Source organism: Sporosarcina sp. P18a, assembly GCF_002743135.1.
Classification (GTDB): Bacteria; Bacillota; Bacilli; order Bacillales_A; family Planococcaceae; genus Sporosarcina.
In genome coordinates this window covers 365,196-388,693 of sequence record NZ_PDYQ01000001.1, presented here as the reverse complement: position 1 = coordinate 388,693, position 23,498 = coordinate 365,196, and the positions used below count along the sequence as shown (strand labels likewise).

Annotated in this window: 24 protein-coding genes; 8 read left to right on the top strand and 16 right to left on the bottom strand. The window is 42.9% G+C overall.

Going from position 1 to position 23,498, the window contains the following annotated elements:
- Positions 1-134: 134 nt before the first annotated feature.
- Positions 135-893, bottom strand: a complete 759-nt coding sequence (locus CSV75_RS01965; protein ID WP_099674527.1) for a TerC family protein — start codon at positions 891-893, stop codon at positions 135-137.
- A 393-nt stretch (positions 894-1,286) separates the two neighbouring features.
- Between CSV75_RS01965 and CSV75_RS01960 the strand changes: the two genes are divergently transcribed.
- Positions 1,287-2,141, top strand: a complete 855-nt coding sequence (locus tag CSV75_RS01960; RefSeq protein ID WP_099674526.1) for a hypothetical protein — start codon at positions 1,287-1,289, stop codon at positions 2,139-2,141.
- 198 nt (positions 2,142-2,339) lie between these two features.
- On the opposite strand, the gene CSV75_RS01955 is transcribed toward CSV75_RS01960, so the two are convergent.
- The 14 genes from CSV75_RS01955 to CSV75_RS01890 all read right to left on the bottom strand — a co-directional run bounded on the left by CSV75_RS01955 (position 2,340) and on the right by CSV75_RS01890 (position 16,250).
- Positions 2,340-4,292, bottom strand: coding sequence for a hypothetical protein (locus CSV75_RS01955; protein WP_099674525.1), 1,953 nt, complete (start codon positions 4,290-4,292; stop codon positions 2,340-2,342).
- A 280-nt stretch (positions 4,293-4,572) separates the two neighbouring features.
- Positions 4,573-4,803 (bottom strand): helix-turn-helix domain-containing protein, encoded by a 231-nt coding sequence (locus tag CSV75_RS01950; protein WP_099674524.1) that lies wholly within the window; start codon positions 4,801-4,803, stop codon positions 4,573-4,575.
- A gap of 15 nt (positions 4,804-4,818) precedes the next feature.
- Complete coding sequence (locus tag CSV75_RS01945) at positions 4,819-5,310, bottom strand: DUF2975 domain-containing protein (protein ID WP_099674523.1); 492 nt, start codon at positions 5,308-5,310, stop codon at positions 4,819-4,821.
- Positions 5,311-5,651: 341 nt separating this feature from the next.
- Positions 5,652-6,050, bottom strand: coding sequence for a VOC family protein (locus CSV75_RS01940; protein ID WP_099674522.1), 399 nt, complete (start codon positions 6,048-6,050; stop codon positions 5,652-5,654).
- A 33-nt stretch (positions 6,051-6,083) separates the two neighbouring features.
- On the bottom strand, positions 6,084-6,581 hold the full coding sequence (locus tag CSV75_RS01935; protein ID WP_099674521.1) for an SRPBCC family protein: 498 nt from the start codon (positions 6,579-6,581) through the stop codon (positions 6,084-6,086).
- A gap of 74 nt (positions 6,582-6,655) precedes the next feature.
- Positions 6,656-7,084 (bottom strand): VOC family protein, encoded by a 429-nt coding sequence (locus CSV75_RS01930; RefSeq protein WP_099674520.1) that lies wholly within the window; start codon positions 7,082-7,084, stop codon positions 6,656-6,658.
- A gap of 97 nt (positions 7,085-7,181) precedes the next feature.
- On the bottom strand, positions 7,182-7,574 hold the full coding sequence (locus CSV75_RS01925; protein WP_099674519.1) for a VOC family protein: 393 nt from the start codon (positions 7,572-7,574) through the stop codon (positions 7,182-7,184).
- Between the two features lie 534 nt (positions 7,575-8,108).
- On the bottom strand, positions 8,109-9,653 hold the full coding sequence (locus CSV75_RS01920; RefSeq protein WP_099674518.1) for an acyl-CoA carboxylase subunit beta: 1,545 nt from the start codon (positions 9,651-9,653) through the stop codon (positions 8,109-8,111).
- 26 nt (positions 9,654-9,679) lie between these two features.
- Positions 9,680-10,462: an enoyl-CoA hydratase gene (locus tag CSV75_RS01915; RefSeq protein ID WP_099674517.1), complete on the bottom strand. Its 783-nt coding sequence runs from the start codon at positions 10,460-10,462 to the stop codon at positions 9,680-9,682.
- Positions 10,463-10,475: 13 nt separating this feature from the next.
- Positions 10,476-11,381 (bottom strand): hydroxymethylglutaryl-CoA lyase, encoded by a 906-nt coding sequence (locus tag CSV75_RS01910; protein ID WP_199171283.1) that lies wholly within the window; start codon positions 11,379-11,381, stop codon positions 10,476-10,478.
- A gap of 23 nt (positions 11,382-11,404) precedes the next feature.
- Positions 11,405-11,617, bottom strand: a complete 213-nt coding sequence (locus CSV75_RS01905; protein WP_099629756.1) for an acetyl-CoA carboxylase biotin carboxyl carrier protein subunit — start codon at positions 11,615-11,617, stop codon at positions 11,405-11,407.
- A 19-nt stretch (positions 11,618-11,636) separates the two neighbouring features.
- The gene (locus CSV75_RS01900) at positions 11,637-13,004 is read right to left on the bottom strand and encodes an acetyl-CoA carboxylase biotin carboxylase subunit (protein WP_099674515.1); all 1,368 of its coding nucleotides are present in this window, start codon (positions 13,002-13,004) and stop codon (positions 11,637-11,639) included.
- A gap of 98 nt (positions 13,005-13,102) precedes the next feature.
- On the bottom strand, positions 13,103-15,070 hold the full coding sequence (locus tag CSV75_RS01895; protein WP_099674514.1) for an acetate--CoA ligase: 1,968 nt from the start codon (positions 15,068-15,070) through the stop codon (positions 13,103-13,105).
- 40 nt (positions 15,071-15,110) lie between these two features.
- Complete coding sequence (locus CSV75_RS01890) at positions 15,111-16,250, bottom strand: acyl-CoA dehydrogenase (RefSeq protein WP_099674513.1); 1,140 nt, start codon at positions 16,248-16,250, stop codon at positions 15,111-15,113.
- A gap of 272 nt (positions 16,251-16,522) precedes the next feature.
- On the opposite strand from CSV75_RS01890, the gene CSV75_RS01885 reads away from it, so the two are divergent.
- The 7 genes from CSV75_RS01885 (at position 16,523) to CSV75_RS01855 (ending at position 22,748) form a co-directional block, all read left to right on the top strand.
- Entirely contained in the window at positions 16,523-18,331 is a 1,809-nt protein-coding gene (locus CSV75_RS01885; RefSeq protein WP_099674512.1) for a helix-turn-helix domain-containing protein, read from the top strand.
- A gap of 789 nt (positions 18,332-19,120) precedes the next feature.
- The gene (locus CSV75_RS01880; RefSeq protein WP_099674511.1) at positions 19,121-19,315 is read left to right on the top strand and encodes a hypothetical protein; all 195 of its coding nucleotides are present in this window, start codon (positions 19,121-19,123) and stop codon (positions 19,313-19,315) included.
- A gap of 223 nt (positions 19,316-19,538) precedes the next feature.
- Complete coding sequence (locus CSV75_RS01875) at positions 19,539-20,876, top strand: FtsK/SpoIIIE domain-containing protein (protein ID WP_099674510.1); 1,338 nt, start codon at positions 19,539-19,541, stop codon at positions 20,874-20,876.
- Positions 20,827-21,420, top strand: a complete 594-nt coding sequence (locus CSV75_RS01870; RefSeq protein ID WP_099674509.1) for a replication-relaxation family protein — start codon at positions 20,827-20,829, stop codon at positions 21,418-21,420. The genes CSV75_RS01875 and CSV75_RS01870 overlap by 50 nt, the downstream gene beginning before the upstream one ends.
- A gap of 13 nt (positions 21,421-21,433) precedes the next feature.
- The gene (locus tag CSV75_RS01865; protein WP_099674508.1) at positions 21,434-21,973 is read left to right on the top strand and encodes a hypothetical protein; all 540 of its coding nucleotides are present in this window, start codon (positions 21,434-21,436) and stop codon (positions 21,971-21,973) included.
- 218 nt (positions 21,974-22,191) lie between these two features.
- Positions 22,192-22,413, top strand: a complete 222-nt coding sequence (locus tag CSV75_RS01860; RefSeq protein WP_233191565.1) for a transcriptional regulator — start codon at positions 22,192-22,194, stop codon at positions 22,411-22,413.
- Positions 22,410-22,748, top strand: a complete 339-nt coding sequence (locus tag CSV75_RS01855) for a YolD-like family protein (RefSeq protein ID WP_099674507.1) — start codon at positions 22,410-22,412, stop codon at positions 22,746-22,748. Before CSV75_RS01860 ends, CSV75_RS01855 begins: the two co-directional genes overlap by 4 nt.
- A 39-nt stretch (positions 22,749-22,787) precedes the next feature.
- Here CSV75_RS01855 and CSV75_RS01850 read toward each other — a convergent pair whose 3' ends face one another.
- Entirely contained in the window at positions 22,788-23,498 is a 711-nt protein-coding gene (locus CSV75_RS01850; RefSeq protein WP_099674506.1) for a M15 family metallopeptidase, read from the bottom strand.

The window sequence follows — 23,498 nt, the reverse complement described above, 5'->3', positions numbered from 1 at the left end:
CTATTAATATTTTCGTGTTAATTAATATATAAACTGTCTAATTAAGAATATCACATAAAAAAATCTCCCATCTATTTTAATGGGAGATTCCTATCTAATTCGCGAAATCGCTTATCTATTGTCAGAACTATACATTATACTTTCAGAGCTCGTTTTTCCTTAATACTTATTAAGGCACCTATCACTACAATCGCCACTAAAACTCCCCAGAAAATCAGTTTCCATTCAGTGGAGTGTGGAAAATCTAGTGGTAAGAATCCTAATTTTTCATGCGCTAACGTTAGGACGGTCAACTTGACTCCCACCCATCCGACAATAACGAAAGCCGTTGTCTCTAATTGCGGATAATTAGCTAGCAACTGGACGAACTTATGAGCAGCGAATCGCATAATGACGAGCCCGACCAATCCACCGGCCAGCATGACGCTAAACTGGCCTCCATTAATTCCACCTATCACCATATCTCCTAATGGAGGCAATGTGATGGCCAATGCCACTGCAGCGAGCATTGAATCCACCGCAAAAGCAATATCCGCTAATTCTACTTTCAATACAGTCATCCAAAAACCAGAACCCTTAGTCGCTTCAGGTTCTATAGAATGCTCTTTCCCCTTTTTCTGATCGTAAATATGTTTGATTGCGATAAACAATAAGTACGCTGCCCCAAGCGCTTGGATCTGCCATACATTAACTAACATTGTGATCATGAACAGCGCTGCAAACCGGAATACAAATGCTCCGATTAATCCATAGAACAAAGCTTTCTTTTGTTGCATCCTCGGCAAGTGTTTAACCATAACTGCCATGACTACCGCGTTATCTGCAGCTAATAATCCTTCCAACGCGATCAATACTAACAAAACCCATGCATACTCCAATAAAATTGCTTCCATTCATTTTCCTCCTCTAATTTTTGCCAACAAAAAAAGACCATTGCCTAATAAAAGGCAAAGGTCTCGCTAAGCAAAATTTTGCTATCACAACCGATGGTAGTAAACCATGTACTGACGATTGTGAAATAGGTTTCCCTATAGCTACTCCCCTTTGACATAAAGTCAAAGTCTATTGAGTTGTACTTGTAGTTTAGCACGTGAATAGTCATTTGCAAAGTAATATACCACTTAAAGAAAATAAAACTAAACAATAGCAACTGTACACTTTATTATGTATAGCTCAACTGATAAACAATCAAATTTCCTATATAACCAGAAAGCTAATAGGTAGATTCTGTAAAGTACTATCATGTATCATATAGATATAATGAAAAAAGTGAGGTTACATACTATATGAACAAAAAACAATTGTGGTGGTCCGTGGCTAGTGCAGCCGTATTGCTGATAGCGCTAATTATTGCCATTGCGAGCAACAAAGAAACACCCGAAACTACAACAGACAAGCCAGCATCATCAGAAACTTTGATACAGGATACAACAACGGAACCATCTACTAAAACAACACTCACAGAACACCCCGAGAAAGAACAGCCTAAAATGAATGAAACCGAAAAAGATGTAAGAGAACCGGAAATAGCAATAAAAGAACCATCAACGAAACCGGCTACAGAACAATCCAACACCGTTTCAGATGCACCTTCGACACAGCCATCAACAACCGTACCCAAGCCAGCTATACCAGAAAAACAAACTGCTCCGTCACCTACGACTTCTATAACGGGTGGTACATATCAGGTAGGAACTGACATCGAACCGGGAGAATATTTAGTTTTCTCTAATGGTATTACACTACTGGAAAATACAAAAGATCAATCAGGAAATCCTGACAGTATTGTATTTAACGTTGCACTGGATGGACGTTCCCACACGTATGTCACATTACACGAAGGAGAAAACTTTACATTAAAAGGTGGAGAAATGTATCCTGTAGCTTCCGCACCTAGTATAAAACCCGCTAATGGAATATATAAGGATGGCCAATACAAAGTGGGTACAGATCTCCCAGCTGGTTCCTATACATTGTTGGTAGATGATCAAAGCGATATAGGATTTTATGAAATCAGCAAAAATAGCCGGCAAGATATGATGGATCTTCTCATAAGTGACGTAGTAGAAGGTGAAACGTCCATCAATATATCGAATGGTCAATATTTGACGATCCGAAATGCTCATTTAGAAGTACAATAAAAAGAACACACAAAACCAATGAGGTTTTGTGTGTTCTTTCATTTTTAGACCTTTCGCACTTTAACTACCCACCCATTTCAACAATCTTCATCTCGCCATTCTCGAATTTTATAGTTTAAGTTAACTAGACTATACACCACACCGAGTAGGTAACTACCGATCCGATTTAAGTTTCGTCGTTTGTTTACAGCTTGATGATTAATCCGCCAAGTCTGCAACCAAACGTCTTAGTAAGACAATGGTTTCTCTTCGTAAGACTTGTGCTGTTTCGATTTCCAACTCATTCTTTTGATCAAACGAAGATGTGCGAATACTGTTCACCCAATGTGTCAGGTACTCTACAACCTGTACTTTATCTACATTTCTTTTCAGTAGACTAGTACCATTTGCGCTAAGATAATGATAGAAACTACCAAGAGTGGCGTAGTGATAGTACTCTTCACTGCCAATTTCGACAGAAGTTAGTCCTGATTCAGGCATCGCCACATCTATTAAAGGCATCGTCTGTTTGGTTACTCTATTACTAACTAAGACATGACTAAGGTACTCTTCCACTGCTTTTACATAGTCTGCTATAATAAAAGCGGCTTTTTGACTGGACTGTTGACTTTCTGGCTTATAGGCATTTTCTAATTCACGCCATTTCACTTCAGCAAACATTAAGAGTCGTTTCACTTCATTAGATTTCAACAAGCGAGGTAACTGTTTGGCCGACTTTTCAAAGCGTTCTTTTTCTTCCTCACCGAAAATTAGCGCACTATGGTGATGAAGTGATGTAAAGGTCTCTTCCAGCAGCGTCAACGCCTGTTTAGAATCGATTGGTTCAAGATCATATTGCTCAGATTTTTGTATGATTGCTTCTACATTTGGAGACAGGTCATGCAAGTAGAACTCTGTCAGACATTCATCTAATTGAATCAATGCATCTGAAGTCATGATTTCGCGGTATTCGATTCCTACATCAGGTACCAAAGAGAGAACACGGTTTCTCAACTTCATACCTTCATTACCCAATTCCCAGCCAATCAATAAGTTCAATGCTGGTTCTTTTACCTTGCCTTCTTCTGATGTTAATGTTTTATCCGCTTTATAAAAGCAAATCATTGCGTTCAATAAATTTCTTACTATACTATCTTGATCTTCAAACGGCAACTCGGAGAAATTAGCTGTACACATTTCTTCAATTCCACATTCATAAAAGAAAAAGTTGAAATCAGCTTGTATAAAGGAGTCTTCATGAATCTTTCCACCATGTTGCTCTTCAATAACATTCTTCATTCGTAATATGTACTCGGAAATTTTCGTTAATTGCGAAACGATATCCCCTTTATATTTCTCGATGCGATATTGAATTGCTTGAATATCACCATGCAGAACATGCACTGCATGATAATCATATGCAGACTTAGATAGATTCACCAAGCTAATGACAGTGGGAATATCATTCAAATCGAATAGATCATTGAATGTGATATAGAATTCCAGACCAACCCTGTGCATCTCTTTATATTTCATCATATGAATCAAGCGTTCACAAAAACTTCGCTTCGTTGCAAAGTCGATCATTGTATCATTATGAGCCACTTGTAAAAACAAATCATACAGATTCATGATGGTCTTTTTCGTCACACTCTCTAAAATATCCGGATCGCGCGTTTTATCCATTAGTACACTTAGTTCATTAAAGTACCTAGCTAGCGTCTGCATATGATCGGCACGCGCGTTATTTAACGTGGCACATAGCGGATAAATTTTTGTATTGAATAGTTGCCAGGATTCCGCCACATGTCCTTCGTTATTAAAGAAATAGAACCAAAGATGGTATCGCCAATCCCCTTTGGCCCTAGTATCCTGATCCAGCTCAAACGGATCGAAATCTTCACCATAAGCCAACGCTAGTAATGTTTCATTGTATTGACTCGCTAGTGTAATTTCACTCTCATACAAGTCTGACAGTTCTACGAGTAATGCGTACCGTTCATCATTCCTACATGCATTCATCACTTTTGTAAACGAAGGAAGGTCGATGACATGACAAACATCCAAATGACGTCCTTTAAGCAACCATTGACGCAACATATAATCCAAAAACTCTTCCGAATCTAAATAAGCCCCAAAATGTCGGGCTGAAAATTCCTGATAAATATCCAAACTATTTCCCCCTTAACATCTGACAACGCGTTGATCTGTACGAATAACAAACTTTATACTAAAAACAATAAAGTTTGAGCTATCCTTATCATATCGCGATTACTCTTTTTTCTCTACCTAGAATTATAGTTTGAAAAAGGATCCCCAACGGCTAAATATATTTATTTTAGTTTAGACAAAAATATAGAGCATTCCAGTCCTTGAGGAAATGCTCTATATTTATATTTTTTTTATTATATCGTGTTGAATGAAATGCCTTACAGTTGCATTGACTCGTTTTCTACTCTGCTGGACTTTCCGTGTCTTCTTCTACTTGGTATTCTAATATATCCCCAGGCTGACACTCTAAAGCCTTACAAATCGCATCTAAAGTCGATAGTCGAATCGCCTTCGCCTTTCCATTTTTCAGTATGGAGATGTTCGCCATTGTAATCCCAACTCGCTCGGAAAGTTCCGTAACACTCATTTTCCTTTTGGCTAACATCACATCAATATTGATGATAATTACCATGTTATTCACCTCTACTCAGACTATTAAATCATTTTCCTCTTTTATATCGATTGCTTCTCTTAAAAGCCTTTGGAGAACAGCAGCAAAGACCGCAATCACCATGGAAGCAAAAATAGGAATCATTCCGACTATTACCAGACCTGGGGCGTCGTCTATCTCTGCCATGATAAAGACGAATGGAAGGGCTACTACATATAAGCCGCTAATTATGATCGCACAGTATTTGATTTTCTTTAACGCCCTTACAGACAACTCTGAGAACGCTTGATTTCCATCGATAAAGTTTAATAAGTTAAAGGTTTGGTACAAGGCAAAATAAAATGGAATCACCGAAATATAGATGACTACTAAAATACTATATACTGCATAAGCAAAATCCCAACCTCTTTCCGTAGCTTCTTTTGCCTCAATAGCTAACTGCGGCAACAAAAATATGCACACAGCAAGAACTGGAATACCAATTAAAATGACAGCTATCTTTAAAAATAGTGTTGTTCCTCGTTTCATAAAAAGCACCTCGCTTAGCTTCTAAATTATAAATCTCACTTTACCATTTAATTTATCGAATATCAATAAATATATGTTGATTAGGAACATATAATAACTGCTAAATATGTATAAAAAACCTCTTGTGATCTTTCATCTTAGACAAAAAACAGAAACCAGATATGTATTCATGAAGCTTTGACATACTTTTGATTCAACAAAAAAGCTGACCCCACTTATATGTAATAAATGGGATCAGCTTTTTTACTATTTAGTAGTATAGCTATGAAAACCAGATAACGCGCTGCTACTATCAGTTAGGCACTCGCTGATGTTTTATCGCGCACAATATTTGCAAAAAGTTACTCTGGTAAGTTCAACTGCCAAGAAATGCCGAACTGGTCATTCAGCCATCCGAATTTTTTACTGAATCCATAGTTATCTAAAGGCATGAGAGCTGTGCCATTTTGCATCATTTTTTCATAAAGATTGTCAATTTCCTCTTCAGTATCACACGTTAGATAAATAGAAAAAGATGGAGTAAATGTAAACTCGTGATCAATATGGCTGTCGATACACATGAACTCTTGTCCTTTTAACGTGAAGACCGCTTGTATCACTGTACCTTCTTCACCAGGTCCTTCCGCTCCGTAACGCGCTATGCTTTTAATTTCTGATTCTTCGATGAGTGAGGTGTAATATTTCATAGCTTCTTCTGCAGTTCCGCCCTGAAACATTAAAAATGGTTTAACGTCTTTCATATTCTACTTTCCTCTCTTTTTTTCTAAACTTTTTTACCCTGTATAGCTAACTCTACCTGTTTCCACTAATTCCTTCAATCCCATAAACATATAATTCCAGCCAACTTCAGTGCCATCATGCATTTCTGTAAGTGCTTTTTCGATTTCAGACTCTGTCCCATTCACTTCTTCTGCAACATGGATCAATTGTGTGAATGTCATCTCGCAGCCTTGCTCGAGCTCTTTTAGCTCAACTGTTATTGTATCTTTTAAATCGCTCATTTCTGGCATCTTAAAAGTGAGCATGATTTTTTTCGGAGGATCAATTTCAAGGTATTCCCCAATCGCACGGTAATCTTGTCCTCCTCTATGATCAATAATTTCCCAAGCACCGCCTACTTGAGGATTATTTCGCGTCACTTTATTTGTCCCTTCCAATGTGAAAAACCACTTTCTCATCATTTCTGGGTTTAGCCATGCATCAAATACTTTTTCAGGATCTACATCAAAATTTCTTATCATTTTCAAACTAGTAGACGAAACTTTAACCATACATACACCTCTTATAATTAATTGTTCAACTGCCATCCGCCTATGCAAAACTTTACGACTCAGATTGTTTGCTGTTAAGAAACTTCATCTTCGTTGGTTAAACTCAATTGCCAAATTACATCGAATTTATCAGTGACCTGGCCATAAAGTTTTGACCAGAAAGTCTCTTGAAGTTCCATCCCAACGGTTCCCTCTTTTTTTAGTTTTTCATAAACCATTTGTAACTTTTCCGCTTCCAAACATTGGTAAGCTAAGCTAATGTTGTTTCCAACCGTGAAAGGAGAACCAGGGAACGTATCTGAAAACATTACAGTGCTTCCTTCAATAGCTAAACGAGTATGCATAATTAAGTTTTTTGCTTCTTCCGGAAGAGGGTATTCTGGATTTGGAGATTTTTCTCCGAAAGTCATAAAGTTAGGTTTTTCGGTTTCAAAAACCTCTGCGTAAAACTCAACCGCTTCACGACAATTCCCATTAAACGTTAAATAAATATCGACAGCCATTATCCATCACTCCTTTAAAATAATGAAACCTAGTAAAATTATTACAAAACAAAATGTCTCTTTAGTTTAAGATTATATTCCCCACAAAACAACCTAATTATTTTGCATTTTTATCTGGTTGATGAACTCCAAAAATATTACCCTCGGTATCCAAATAATAGCCTTGCCATGCCATTCCTGGCAACGCATATTTGGGTATTGCAACGCTGCCCCCACCATCAAGAATTTTCACTTCAGTCGAATGGTAATCATCGACTCCTATAGTACAAGCATAACCATTTAATGGTTGGTTACGTTCTGGACGCGGACCTTGACGTTGCATCAATGCTCCATCCACTCCAAGCTCACTATCACCAGTCACTGCTCCACAATAAGGCATCCCTGCATACTCACTCCAGTCCTGAAAGGTCCATCCGAATACATCTCCATAAAACTTTTGTGCCCTTTCCATGTCGTCTACGTGAATTTCAAAGTGAACTACTCTTCCCATCTTTTTTCCTCCTCCACTTTAATCAATTCTTTTTAGCACAAAACAATATTCACTATTTATATCTAAACATTCTAATTCCATTAATTAAAAACAGCCAGGTTGTGACATATTCTCATTTTTAATTTGTCAGTAGTAATGAGTATGTCTTCCTCGTGCGCCTTCTATCCCCCACAACTTTTAAAGGGCAGCATTTCACAAAGTATATTACGAATAAATTTAGAAAAGGTAATAAGCTAAGAATTTATATGGCTTTTGTATGAAATACTTTGGCATTTTATTGTTACCAGTTGAAGTCACATACAAATAGCACGGTATACATTGATTTAACAATGTTACCGTGCTTTTTTAATTCGTATCTAGATTTCACTTCATTACGTCTCAATTAGACATGAAAAAATGTACTAGTAGCAATTGTTTGCGCGCTGTCTGTATACGTTTTGTATATCCATTTTCGAAAATGGAAAATTGCTGAATCTGACACGTAAATAGTTAATTAAAAGTCCCTCTCGGTGACGCGGGACCTGTCTGTTTCCATCACACCGGATAAACCGGATGCTTACGTTCTGTAAACTGGATATATTTCGTCGCATACGCTTCATAGCGCGTGATCAGCTCATCGCGCAGTGAGTCTGCTGGGATGATGCCGTCAATAATCATTTCGGAAGCTAAATGGTAAATGTCGATATCTTCTTTGTATTCGCTGCGTTTCGCTTCAATATAAGCTGCGCGCTCTTCTTCGGGCAACGCAGCAATTTTGTTTGCGTAGACTGCGTTGACAGCTGCGTCAGGCCCCATGACCGCGATGGAAGCGGATGGCAGTGCTAAACACGCATCCGGTTCAAATGCCGGGCCTGCCATGGCGTACAGACCTGCGCCGTATGCTTTGCGGACAATGACGGAAATTTTCGGTACAGTCGCTTCTGACATCGCAGAAATCATTTTTGCGCCGTGGCGGATGATGCCTGCGCGTTCTACTTTTGTTCCGATCATGAATCCAGGCACGTCGACTAAGAACAGCAGCGGAATATGGAATGCGTCGCAAAGGTTGATGAACTTTGCCGCTTTGTCAGCAGTGTCGTGGAATAGCACGCCGCCTTTAACGCGCGGCTGGTTCGCGATAATGCCGACCGCTTTTCCGTCGATGCGCGCAAGGCCAGTAATGAGCTCACCTGCAAATAGTTTCTTAATTTCGAAGAATGAACCTTCATCGATAATCCCTTTGATCAAGTCGTGCATATTAAACGGAGCGTTTTCATTTTTCGGAATGATTTCTTCCAGTGCCTTATCCAGCTGTTTCGGCGCCACTGCATCACGTACAGGCGGCTTTTCCGAGAAGTTTGCCGGAAAATACGATAAATATCTTCGCGCCGCTGCGATTGCGTCTTCTTCGTTTTTTGCGAGTACATCGCCGCATCCTGAAGTTGAGCAGTGCATTCGTGCGCCGCCCATTTCTTCGAGTGTTACTTTTTCACCGATGACCATTTCCGCCATGCGCGGTGATCCAAGGTACATCGAAGCGTTTTTGTCTACCATAATGACGATATCGCAAAACGCTGGGATATACGCGCCGCCAGCAGCTGACGGACCGAACAAGACGCAGATTTGCGGAATACGACCGGATAATTTCACTTGATTGTAAAAAATTCTCCCCGCACCGCGGCGACCTGGGAACATTTCGACTTGATCCGTAATTCGTGCACCTGCTGAATCGACTAAGTAAACGAGCGGCACATTCAATTTTTCAGCGGTTTCTTGGATTCGGATAATTTTTTCCACTGTTCGCGCGCCCCATGAGCCTGCTTTGATTGTGGAATCATTCGCCATGACGCAAACAACTTGGCCGTTAATCTTCCCCATGCCTGTTACCACTCCGTCAGCAGGAAGATCGCCCGCCATGCAGTTCGCGAATTGGCCGTCTTCGATTTCAAGATCCGAATCGAATAATAATCTTAAGCGGTCCCGGACGAACATCTTCCCTTGTTCCGCATTTTTCTCATGGTATTTCTGCGCGCCCCCTTTTTTAATCTGCTCAACTCTTTCATTCAATGCTTGCTGCAAAGATTTCGTATCGGTTGTCATAGTCCTGCCTCCCTTATGATCGTTCATCATTCGCCAGTATATATAGGCTTGCGTTTTTCCTTGAATGCCTGCAGTCCTTCGAGCCGGTCTTTGGAAGGAATCGTCACTTCATAGGCGTTTTGTTCGATTGCGAGCCCCGTCTGCAGTTCTACATCATAGCCGTGGTCAATCGCGAACTTCGCCTGCGCGACAGCGAGCGGACCGTTGGCAGCGATTTGTCCCGCGACAGTAAGCGCTTGATCTATCAACTGATCAGGCGCCACAATGAATTCAGCAAGCCCGATTTCCGATGCTTCTGTCGCTTCGACTCTGCGCGCTGTGAAAATAAGCTCTTTCGCACGTCCTTTGCCGATCAATCTCGGCAGACGTTGCGTACCGCCAGCTCCCGGAATAATGCCGAGCGAAGTTTCCGTCAATCCGAACTTTGCGGTCTCTGCTACAATGCGGATGTCGCATGCCAGTGCCAGTTCTGTCCCGCCGCCGAGCGCAACGCCGTTGACTGCAGCAATGACCGGCTGCGGCAGTGATTCAATGCCGTTAATCGTCTGGCGGATCAACGAAACCGTCTTGCGCACCTCGACCGGATTCATTCCTACGCGTTCCTTTAAATCAGCGCCCGCACAAAAAGCTTTTTCACCGGCACCCGTTATAATAACAGCGCGGATTTCCCGGTCGTAGCGGCATTCTTGCAGCGCATCGTAAAGCCCGTTCAGCATCTCAATTGACAATGCATTCGCTGCCTCCGGACGATTCAATAGTATGACCGCAATTCCGTCGCCGCGCCTCTCTAATACCACTTTATTCCCCATTCGCTCACGTCCTTCATTTATCATGCGCACCGGTAGCCTGCAAGTTCTTACTTGGAAGCGCCCGGCCGATTTTTTCTTGAATAAACGCGGATGCCGCTAAAATTTTCTCTTCATCGACGCCGGTATGAATACCCATGCCATGCAGCATATACAATAAATCTTCTGTCGCTGCATTGCCTGAAGCACCCGGTGCGTATGGACAGCCACCGAGGCCGCCAACTGAACTGTCGAACACCGTAATGCCCATATCAAGTGACGCCAGGACATTCGCTAAAGCTGTCCCGCGCGTGTCATGGAAATGCATCGCCAATTTGTCTGCCGGAAAACGTTTCAGCAGTACGTCAAGCACTTCCTGGACTTGCCGCGGATTCGCAACGCCGATCGTATCGCCAAGCGACAACTCGTCAATGCCCATGTCAAACAGCGACTCCGACACGCGGACGACCGCTTCCGTATCGACCACGCCTTCGTACGGACAGCCGAACACCGTAGACACATAGCCTCTCGTCTTCTTGTCTGCCGCTTTCGCGTCTTGTACAATTTCTTTTAATACAGGCAGTGTATCCATGATCGTTTTATTAATATTTTTCAAATTATGCGTTTCGCTCGCTGACATGAACACCGCCGCTTCATCGATATCTGCTTCAAAAGCCCGTTCAAGCCCTTGACGGTTCGGGACGAGCGCCGAATAAGAGACGCCCGGCTCCCGATTAATGCCCGCCATTACTTCAGCTGCGTCCGCGAGCGCCGGAATCCATTTCGGATTGACGAAAGACGTCACTTCAATCGATGTCAGGCCGCTTTTAGACAACTCATTAATCCAGGCGATTTTGTCCTTTGTCGGAATGAAGATTTTTTCGTTCTGCAGTCCGTCTCGCGGTCCAACTTCCTTAATCGTAATTGTTTTAGGCCATTTCATCATTTCATCTCCTTCTACAGGAATTATTCAATGACTGCGATGACGTCTCCTTCATTGACGAATTCACCTTCGTTCACTTTTACATCTTTTACGACACCGTCAAAATCAGTTGCAATCGGTATTTCCATTTTCATCGATTCCAAGATGACGATGTCTTGATCTTCTTCTACTTCGTCTCCTGCCTTCACGAGTACTTTCCAAACGCTTCCTGCCATGCTTGCAGTAATTTCTGTCATAGTAATTCCCCCCAAAAAGTCATTTCGTTTGTTTTTGTTTTTTCTTTTTCTTCGTCAAATATTTTTCCACGAATTCCGTTGTCGTATCCCCAGAACGGAATGCTTCATGTGCTGCTACTTCCTGAAGCATCGGAATATTCGTCTTGATGCCTTCGATATGGTAGTTCGAAAGCGCTTCCTGCAGGCGGTCGATCGCTTCGTCGCGGTCTTTACCTTTGACAACGAGTTTCGCGATCATAGGGTCGTAAAAAGGTGTGACGATCGACTCGCCATGGACAGCCAATTCGTGGCGGACGCCCGGTCCTTCTGGCAACTTAAGTTTCGTGATGGTCCCCGGTGAAGGGAAAAATGTTTTCGGATCTTCTGCGTAAATACGTACTTCAATTGCGTGTCCGTCGCGTTTGACGTCTTGCTGCGCAAATGTAAGTGTTTTTCCCGCTGCGATATCAAGCTGCTCTTTCACTAAGTCGAGTCCTGTAATTTCTTCTGTAATCGGGTGCTCAACTTGCAGCCGTGTATTCATTTCAAGAAAGTAGAAGTTTTGGTCTGCATCGACTAAAAACTCGATCGTGCCAGCATTTTTATAGCCAATGGACTTTGCCGCTTTAACTGCTGCTTCTCCCATTTTTCTTCGCGTCTCTTCTGAAATGAATGAAGACGGCGCCTCTTCTACTACTTTTTGGTGGCGGCGCTGGATTGAGCACTCGCGCTCCCATAAGTACACTGTATTTCCACTATTGTCCGCTAAGATCTGAATTTCGATATGGCGCGGATTCTCGACGAATTTTTCAATATACATCGCGCCGTCACCGAAGAAATCAGTCGCTCGTTTTTGATTGCCTTCGAACGCTTTGTGAATTTCGTCAGCGCTGTAGACGACTTGCATACCGATTCCACCGCCGCCTGCAGACGCCTTCAGCATAACAGGATAGCCAATAGTTTCCGCCGCTTCGATCGCTTCTTCCGCGTCTGCAAGCGCACGGGTGATACCCGGCACGACTGGGACACCGGCTTTTTCCATCGCCTTGCGCGCTGCAATTTTGCTGCCCATTTCAGAAATGACGTCAGGCGACGGCCCGATGAACACGAATCCTTCTTCTTCGCAGCGGCGTGCAAATTCGGCGTTTTCAGAAAGCAGACCATACCCTGGGTGTATCGCTTCTGCTTTTGACTGATGCGCCGCTTCTAAAATTTTATCGATTTTCATATAACTTTCCGTTACGCGTGGTCCGCCGAGCAAATATGCTTCATCCGCATGCTTGACGTGGACAGCTTCCGCATCCGCTTCCGAATAGACACTAACTGTTTTAATACCGAAAGCCCTGCATGTACGCATGACACGGGCCGCTATTTCCCCGCGGTTAGCAATCAAAATCTTTTTAAACATGATAGTCACCCTTTCAATTTATCGTGTAATCAAGCTTTCGTGTGCATCCATTTAGGAAAAGGAGGGCCGGCCATAAAAAGACCGGCTCCACTGTTCATTTATTTGCTCGCAGTTTTCGCTTTAATGACGCTCTGAAGTTCCGCAACTGTCGACGGATCTTCAAGCCCCGTCACATCACCTGCGACACTGCCTGTCGTAACGATTTCTTTAATCAGGCGACGCATAATTTTTCCGCTCACCGTTTTAGGTAGAGAGTCCGTTATGATGATCTCCTTCGGCTGGGCGATTTTTCCGATCTGGCGGATGATGTTTTCTTTAATCCGCTCTGCGACTTCCTGCCCATCTGTTACATTTTCTGAAAGACGGACGAAAACGATAGGCACTTCTCCTTTAATTTCATCCGGCACGCCAATGACCGCGCATTCCGCCACGCCTGCACTTTCGAGCACGGCGCTTTCCATTTCCATCGTGCTCAAACGGTGGCCTGCGACGTTGAACGCATCGTCGGAACGACCGACTACCCAAATATAGCCGTCATCGTCAATCAACGCGAGATCACTAGCGTAGTAGCTGCCGTCGACTTGGCTGTAGTATGAACCGTAGTAACGTTCCGGCTCTCTCCAAATCGTCCTGCATAGCATCGGGAATGGCTTTTTAATGATCAAGTTGCCAAGCTGCCCGGCTTTCACGGGTTCGCCGGCTTCATTGACGACATCGAATACTGCGCCTAAAAACTGCGTGCCGGAAGACCCGGGTTTCATAGGCGTCAGCCATGCTGCTCCTGCAATCGGCGAGCCGGCCGTTTCGGTCTGCCCCCAAGTGTTATTAATATAGACTTTTTTCTTGCCTAGCACTTCATACGTCCAGTGCCACGTCTCCGCATCGAATGGTTCGCCGACGAGTGCGATCACGTCAAGGCATGATAAGTCAAACTGCTCGATTGGCTCCTGACCCATGCTTTTCAACATGCGTAGCGCTGTCGGAGCGGTAAATAATTTATTGACACGGTATTTTTCAATGATTTGATAAAAACGTGTTTTCTCGGGATAATCGATCGCTCCTTCGCAAATGACTGTCGTAACGCCGTTCGCAAGGGCTCCGACGATACCCCAAATATGCATCGTCAGCCAGCCGATATCCGCCGTGCACCAAAATACGTCGTCATCGCGATGGTCGAGATGGTATTTCGCATAGACATAGTTCTGCACGACGAATGCCGTACCTGAGTGCACAATCCCTTTCGGCTTTCCCGTCGTGCCGCTCGTATAGAAAACGATCCCGCTTTCATTCGCTTCAAGGCGCTCCGGTTCGCAATGGATACTCGCTTTTTCCGTCAGCTCATGCCACCAGTAATCGCGGCCTTCCTGCATGTCGATATCGATGCCCATGCGATTGACGACGATGACCGCTTCAACTGAAGAAGTGGACGGCGCGACTTGATCGACTTTTTCTTTCAAGCGAATTTCTTTGCCGCGGCGCATTGTCGCATCCGCTGTGATAATGACTTTCGGTTCAAAGCTTGCCAATCGGTCGGACAAAGAACGCTCGGAATAACCCGAGAAGACTGCGTTGTAAATTGCCCCGACACGGAAACACGCGAGCACCGCTATGACGGCTTCCGCCAAATTCGGAAGATAGATTGCGACACAATCGCCTTTTTTCACACCGAACGACCGAAGCACATTAGAAAAACGGTTCACTTCTGCAAGAAGCATCGAATACGTGTAAAACTTCGAATCGCCGTTCTCACCTTCCCAAATGAGCGCTGTCCGGTTACCGGCACCGTTATGTATATGCCGGTCTAGTAAGTTGATGCTTGGATTCGTAATGCCATCTACGAAAAACTTGAAATCAGGGAGTTTGCCACTGATCGTCTCTGTCCACGGTTCATACCATTCAAGTTCACGGGCATGCTGATCCCAAAATGCAGCAGGATCTTCCTGGGACTGCCGGAGAAGTTCTTGGAAAGCTTCTGCGCTACCAATCGAAGTCGAGCGCGCCTTTTCTTCACTAGGATAAATAAGTTTACTATTCGCCGCTACTTGTAAAACCCGTTCAATATCCATTCAATCGCCCCTTTGTCAATTCACTAGAACCCTTTCAAAATCAGCAGCCGATTTGTTTTGCAATGACCATGCGCTGAACTTCAGACGTACCTTCACCGATTTCTAAAAGTTTCGCATCGCGGAAGAAACGCTCGACTTGGTATTCTTTAATATAGCCGTAGCCGCCGTGAACCTGCACTGCTTGATCACAGACGCGCATGCACATTTCAGAAGCGAATAATTTGGCAAACGCCGCTTCTTTTTTGAATGGGCGCCCTTGATCTTTTAGCCACGCTGCTTTATACACCATATTGCGTGCTAGCTCGATATTCATTGCCATATCCGCGAGTTTGAACTGAATCGCCTGGAAGTTCGAAATGCTTCTGCCGAACTGTTTTCGCTCCTTAGCGTAATTCAGCGCCTTCTCGTACGCTCCTTGCGCTACGCCAACAGCCATTGCACCGATACCGATCCGTCCGCCGTCAAGTGTCGCCAAAAACTGTTTGTAACCGTTTCCAATTTCACCTAGAAGATTTTCTTTCGGCACACGGACGTTTTCCAAAATCAATTCCGTCGTGTTAGAAGAATGAAGTCCCATTTTTTCATAGTTTGCGATGACCGTAAATCCTGGTACATCGGTCGGCACGATAAATGCGCTAATGCCGTTCATTCCTTTTGAGCGGTCTGTAATCGCCGTCACAGCAAGATGTTTCGCATAGCTTGCATTCGTAATGAAACATTTCGAACCGTTAATGACCCACTCATCGCCTTCAAGAACAGCTGTCGTTTCTGTCCCGCCCGCATCCGACCCCGCATTCGGCTCCGTCAACCCAAACGCCCCGAACGATTCACCCGTACAAATCGGCATTAAATATTTCTTTTTCTGTTCCGGTGTGCCGAACAAATGAATCGGTGCTCCGCCAAGTGAAATATGCGCAGAATACGTGATGCCTGTCGATGCGCAGACACGGCTTAATTCTTCCGTGACGATAGCAAAACTCGTCGTATCTGCTCCGCCACCGCCATACTCTTCTGGGAAAGGCAGCCCCATCAAACCGAGCTCCGAAAACTTTTTAAAAATCTCTTTCGGGAATTCCCCTGTACGATCGCGCTCATCCGCACCCGGCTCCACTTCCGCTTCCGCAAAATCTCGAACCAGCTTACGCACCATTTGTTGTTCATCCGTCAAATCAAAATTCATATCCAATACCCTCCATTCTTCTTTTACATTCCGTCATTGCCGTAAATCATTGCGCTAACAACCAATTTGCAACCGCTTTCATTTATTCGTGCACGTTAAATCGACTCACTTTCATCTATCCGTGTACTTTAAACCAACCCACTTTCATTCTATTTCCAATTCATCTATAATTATAAACAATAAAAAAAATCAATTCTATGTGTAATTTTCCGAAAGAATTTGTGTGTTTTACACAAAAAACACAAAATACTATAGAGTTAGGATGATAGATTATGCAAGATACGTTAACTCACCGGCAGCTCAAATCTCTTGTACATGTTTCCACTGTCATTAACTCTTCATTAGACATCGAAACGATTTTCGATTTGATTATAGGTGAAGCAATTTCCGCAGTAGACGAAGCAGGAGGCGGTTCTATTTGGGTTTTCGACCTGCAGAAACAGCGGCTGGTGGCCAAATCCGCGCACGGCTTGTTTTATCCGCAAATCTTTAAATCGATTGAATTAAGCAGCGGCGAATCGATGACCGGCATGACGTTTCAAGCGGAAAAAGGGCTTGTGTTTAAAAATGAAGAAGAAATCAAACAGGCGCTTGATACACTTACTCCTTGCAATCGGACGTTGCTCGACGAATCTATTTCGAATAATTTCCACTTCACTTCAGTCATTTCATCACCGATTTTATTGAAAGGAACCTGCATCGGTGTCATTACGCTTGATTCATTCGATAAATCGCTTCATTTCAAAAAAGAAGATATGCAGCTGTTAGAAGCGATCGCCCAGCAAGCCGCCATCGCGCTCGAAAAATCGAATATTTATCATAAAGAGAAAAAGACCGTCCAGCTACTGTCCCGCTCGATCGAAACGCAGCGGAACATCTCCAATCTAGTAGTCAACGGGGAAGGAATCCAGTCCATTATCGACTATATTTACAAAACGATCGGCGAGCATATTTTCTTATTCGATGAGATAGGCGAACTGACCGCTTCTGCCTGCCGCGCGCCCGTTTCAATAGAGATGAACAGCGAACTACTACGCTTTGTGAAACAGAATGACCAGTCGCTCAACAGCCCGTACAGCGTCTCTGAAATCACACTAGGCCTTGAAAAATATCAAGTCATCGCGCTGCCGTTGCAATCGAAAATAAAGCCGCTCGGCACACTCATAATCATTTCAAAAGACCCAATCGGAGAAGTCGGAATCAACGCGCTCGAACACATCTGCACGGTCCTCACGCTCGTGCTCGTCAAAGAACAAGCTGTCTACGAAACACAGCAGCGTCTGCGGAACGAATTCATGACAAAAATTTTATCCGGCCAGGCAATTGATAAAACATTAATGAAGCAGGCAAAAAATCTGCAATTCGACTTGAACCGCAACTACATCGCCGTCATTATTAGTGTCGAAAACAAAGACAAATTGCAGCGCGGAGCTATAAGCGAAAACGTCATCAACAATCTGCTCTATATGACGAATAATAACTTCCTAGGAAAAAACTCGCAAGGCGCCGCGCTTATCGACCAAAACAAGCTCGCCGCCTTATTCTCCTACCCTGCCAAACTGCAGGCAGCAAACCCGGCAGGCAGTATTAAAGAACTCGCCTTGCATTTGCAGCAGGAAATCGATAAAACATACAGCGAACTCGACATCACCATCGGCATCGGCAGAATGAAACCAAACCTCGCCGCTGCCCACGAATCATTCAAAGAAGCTGAAAAATGCACCACATTCATGAAAAACTACCATTTTGAAGAACGCGCCCTGTCCTACACAGACCTTGGCATCCAACGCTTCATCTTACGGAATTCAGAAGAAGAGCTGCTCGATTTCGTCCACGAAGTCATCGGCCCGCTCATTCAATACGAACGAGCCCGAAAAGGAGATTTGTTGCAAACACTACTTACCTATTTGCGTCAAAACCAAAACATCAAACGAACCGCCGTCGCCCTTCACGTCCACTCGAACACGCTGAACTATCGCCTGAAACGTATTGAAGAAATTCTTTCAACCGACCTGACAGATGGCCAGCAATTATTTAACATTCAGCTGGCAGGGAATATTTACCACTATATTAAACGGTGACAAGGGGATAGGCCCCTTGTCACCGTTTTCATCTAAAGGGCTGGGCTGCATAAATTCCCGGTTACTTCACATCATGAATTTTATAGGCAAAAGCAAATTCAAAGAAGTTTTATTATAGGAATTATGAACGGCAATCTTAAAGACTAGCCAATGCATTACAGAGAAGTAATCGGCTGCTAGTCATCCTGCGGTGCCTACAACAGCTTAATCAGCGGATACGAAGCATTCATCAATCACGTTGGCGACAAAGATCTAATCAACCTGCTGAAAACGAAAAAACATGAAGGTCTTTAAAGAAAACGAAATTATCCATCTTCCTTGCCGGAGCGCACTGTTGCGAATGCCCATGAAATCCCTATCGGCGCAAAATTCGAAGTCGTTGAAATTCCCGCCGTCATCTCGATAAATGTAGCGCAAGCGCTCGTATCATGCAACCTAGTGATCGGCCAATGTCTTCGCACGGATAAATTTTACATATAATAAAAAGCGCTGTAAACGTTAATTTCTTAACGTTTACAGCGCCTTTTTCCTGTCTTTCCCTAGAAAGTTCATTACGTCCCAGGAGGACGTTTGAAAAACTGGACAAGCATTGATATGACAGTGTTTACGGCTATCTTGTGTAGCATTTGTGTAGCATTGAGTTGTTTTCTAAAACAGCCGCCTTCTATATAGAGGGTTGGCTGTTTTTGTTTTCTTCTAACCTTTTTCTAAACGGACAGGCATTTTTATGCAGACAACGCCATATGATACATCAGAACCGTTAGAAAAAGTTTAGAAAGGAGGAGGCTCATGATGACATCGAAAAATGAACCACTACCCCAAATAGCAGCCAAATTAAATGAGAAGAATCACGCCGATTTAATAAAAATCATCGAGTCGATCCCGCGCACCGATCGATCTGAAACGTACCGTGAAGCCTTGAGGTTTTATTACAAATACAAGGATATTATCGTCACTTTAAAAACCTTGTTTAAGTCCAGTTGATCGTCTTGGTTGATGTCCTGATATTGCACTTTGATAACTAAATATTGACTGAATTACTACGTCCAGATCCATGACTAGATTGATGACTACTCCATCCACACAACTGGACATTACAAAACCTGCAGTTGCAAGCCGTATCCGTTTTATTTAATGTCTCGATGACTGCAACTCTATCTATAGATAGATAACCCCGTGGCGTTTACTTTAAAGAAAGGATGATGATGTGTTATTTGAAATTCTGACTACCTCCATAATGGGAGGGTTTGCGTTAAAAGCTTACGCAAAAAAACAAGGCGCATCTTCCAATGAGTCGGGTAAAATTCAGCGTATTATTTCTCTATCCGGCCTAAATGTGAAAGACGGAAAAGACACGTTGACTACCCAACTCATCCGTAAGAAAAAACATGAATGGGGATGGGAGTATAAATACCGAATTCCACTTGGCAGAAGTTTTGAGGATTACCAGAACAAGCAGCACATTTTGGAAGACGGATTAAATAACAGGCGGCAGAAATTATCCCTGACGGATTTAAAAGAACTTCAATTCGATTCCGGAATCATAGATAGTTTGAAATCGTTGTGGACGAATAAATTAAGCGAAACGAAAGAAATAGAATTGTCATTTGACGGATTGTTGATCATTCGAGTTTATGATAATCCTCTACCTAAGCGAGTAGAATTCCAAGCGGGCGAAGATTGGAAAGTTCCAGTTGGAATAACGCGTGATCAGAACGCATTTAGATTCCATGACTTTGAACAGATCCCGCACGTTGTTCTAGGTGGCGCTACTCGCTATGGCAAATCAAACTTTATTAACAGTACGATCACGAGCTTGCTCCATAGCAAACCAGATCACACTCACCTGTTCTTGATTGATTTAAAAGGCGGTGTGGAGTTATGCGACTATGAACATATTAAACAGACGATTTCTATTGCATATGAGCCTGAAGAAGCTCTGGAAACATTACAGATGGCATACGAAAAGATGCGTGATATACAATTCAAAATGCGATCACTCGGAAAAAAGAATGTACAGGATGCCGGAATAAAAGATAGATACTTTATTTTTATTGATGAAGTCGGTGAACTCAATCCTGCTGAAGCAGTTACGAAAGAAGATCGGCAGCTAAAACAATCGTGTCAAGCGCTGATGAGTCAGATCGCCCGACTAGGTGCAGGATTGGGATTCCGTCAAATACTAGCTACTCAATACCCCACTGGCGATGTGATACCGCGTCAGTGCAAGCAGAACTCTGACGCAAAACTATCATTTCGTGTGCAGTCCGCTGTAGCTTCTCGCGTGGTACTGGATAGTGAAGGTGCTGAATGTCTTCCACAGATTAAAGGGAGAGCCATTTATCAAACAGCCGATAGAAAAGAAATATTACAAACTCCCTTCATTAAATCAGAAGTAATCCAAAGTGTAATCGATTTGCATAAGAAAGAAACAAGTGTGGACGACAATGAACCGTCTATCCGATTCATTCCAGTTAAAAAAGGGGTGAGAAATCATGTTGAACGAAAGGGACGAACAGATATTGTTACTTTTGAAGAGATTTGATTTCATGACGCGGGATCAATTAAATGAATGCTTACGGCTTGGGACGGTACGAAACACAAATAGAATCCTCCACAACCTATCAGACTACTTAATGAGCATTCGCGAAGGTTATCAAACAATCTACTATTTATCCAAACAAGGAAGGTCATACGTGGATTGTGAAAAGGTGAGAAAGAAAGGTGGTCACGTCCAACATATCGTTATGAGGAATGAAATGTGGTTGTTTTCCAGTCAGCCGAAAGATTGGAAAAATGAAGTGAAGGTTTCAGACGGCCACTCAACTGTTATTACGGATGCTATGTTCACAGATTCGTGGGATCGGAAGCATTTTCTTGAAGTTGATTCCACACAAACAATGAAAGAAAATCGCAACAAGATAAAGCGTTATGTTGAGTTGCTGAACAATGGATTGGTGGAAGAAAAACTAGGACACTTTCCAACCTTGGTATGGTTAACCACTACTGAGCATCGTAGGGATGAACTAAAAAAAGAATGCGCTGGATTGCAAGCGGTTATGGTGTTTACTATTAGCGATATAAAATAAAGGGGGAAACTATATGTTTAAGAAGAGAGCGATTATTGAGACTGTACCTGAATCGGAATACACGGATTTTAGTGACCGTTTGAAAGACACAGTGAACGTGAAGGATGTAGCTCTAATAGGTGGAACAGTTGTTGCTACGGGTGCCGCAACCTATGTGTGGACTATGCCTGAGCCGATAGCTACTGAACCTATACAGGCGATAACCGAACCTGTAAACGTATTAGCTGATATGCCACCTAATCTTATACCCGACAACTTACCACCTCTAACCAGCGACTTACTACCCGTAACAGGTGACGTAATCCAAACAGGTGTTATAGGTGAAGCATCATTGAACATGTTGGCAAATGTGTTAGATCCTCTAATACAATTACTAGTCGCTATTAGCTTCCCCATAGCTAGTGTAATCATGGTAGGAGGGTGTTTCTTCTTCATGATAGGACGATCTGAAAGAGCATGGGATGTAATATTCAATGCGGGTTTAGGTTATGTATTAGTTCAAATGAGTCCTCTATTCCTAAACATCCTACGTGAAGTAGGTAAAGCCGTATGAGCGCACAAAAAAGCACCCTACCATAAAGATAGAGCGCTCCAAGCCCAGTTAGACTTGTTGGTTGTACACCGGACAGGGTGTATCAACCTTGAATAAGTATACAGCTAGTTATCTGAAAATGAAAGGATAAGTAAGCGACTGCTCACGCGGTCGTTTTTTATTCACCTTTACAAGCGAACGTTCATTCTCTATAATATAAAACAAGGAGGGGAACGAGTGTGCGTAAAACATTGGAGAAGTCGGTAAGATATGGAGAGATGTTAGAAGTGATGTATATGTCTAAAGACGGTCAAATCAGCAAACGAAGGGTTAAAGTACTGCAAGTGGGTGAGTCATCATTTAGAGCCTATTGCTACCTTCGCAAATCCAAGCGAACTTTCTTAATCGGAAATGTTTTAGCAGCTGTTCCCGTAATAGTGAAAGAAAGTGTGGTTATATGATGGAAGGTAATCGTGACCGTGGAAATATCAAGTGGACGTCTCTATTTATACCTGAACACTTGGAACGTATACGTGAATGGTACGCAGAAGACAACTATGTAGAGCAACCTGAACTGGACCAGTTTGATTGGGATAACATTCAGCAGACATTGGAAGTTGCGCACCTGCGGCAATGCGAGACTAAAATTCAAACTTGGAAGGATGGGAAGATTATTCATCATTCAGGGGTAATTCGAGAAATTAACATTCAATTGAAAGTTGTTTTAATGGAAGATCCATTTGGCGTTGAACGTATATTAGTAAGCGATATTGTTGATGTGCAATGCATAAATTAAAAAAGCGACTCCGTCCACAAATGGATAGAGTCGCTTTTTTTATCTCTTTTCTCGAATCATACCTAGCAATCCAAGCGCTGCCTTATCTCCAGGAGTTGCTTTTTCGTTTGTTTCCCATGACTTGCTAAAGCCCTGATCTATACCCTGTTTAACCGCAATCTCCTGTTGCCCCTTAGATTCCATAAACTTTATAAACTCATTTTTTAATGTCGGACTTGAAAATTCTACCCACACACGATTCGCCTCCTCTTTTTTATTATCACTAGCCACTTGCTGTACATCATCTTTCTCTTCCACAATCAATTGCACCCGCAACTTACTATTAGATGGAATGATTACTTGCCCTTCCAGTTTGTATCCTGTTGGCATTGTCCAAGTAGGTTTTATCTCAAAGTGTGGACGATCCGGTGTACCTTTCCAATCTCCGCCCCATGTAATGCCAAGCTTACGCGCAATAGCGCCAACTTGAGCAAGAGTAGTTACTTCATACAAATTCTTAGGCGGCGCTACGGCTATATCCCACGCTCTACGGCTTGCGTGATTACTGTTTAATGTCCAGGTAACAATCAGACCAGGTCTTGTCCGTCCCTGTGCGTATAGATATTTTTGTCGTGCCTGACTGCGATATGTTTCTGTTACGAATACATCTGTGATTCCGGCTTTATATAACTCTTGAAAGAGTAATCTAATAGCTGTTTGCGCGACTGATGATAATTCTGACACATCGCGGCATGTGGATGTTACACTCAT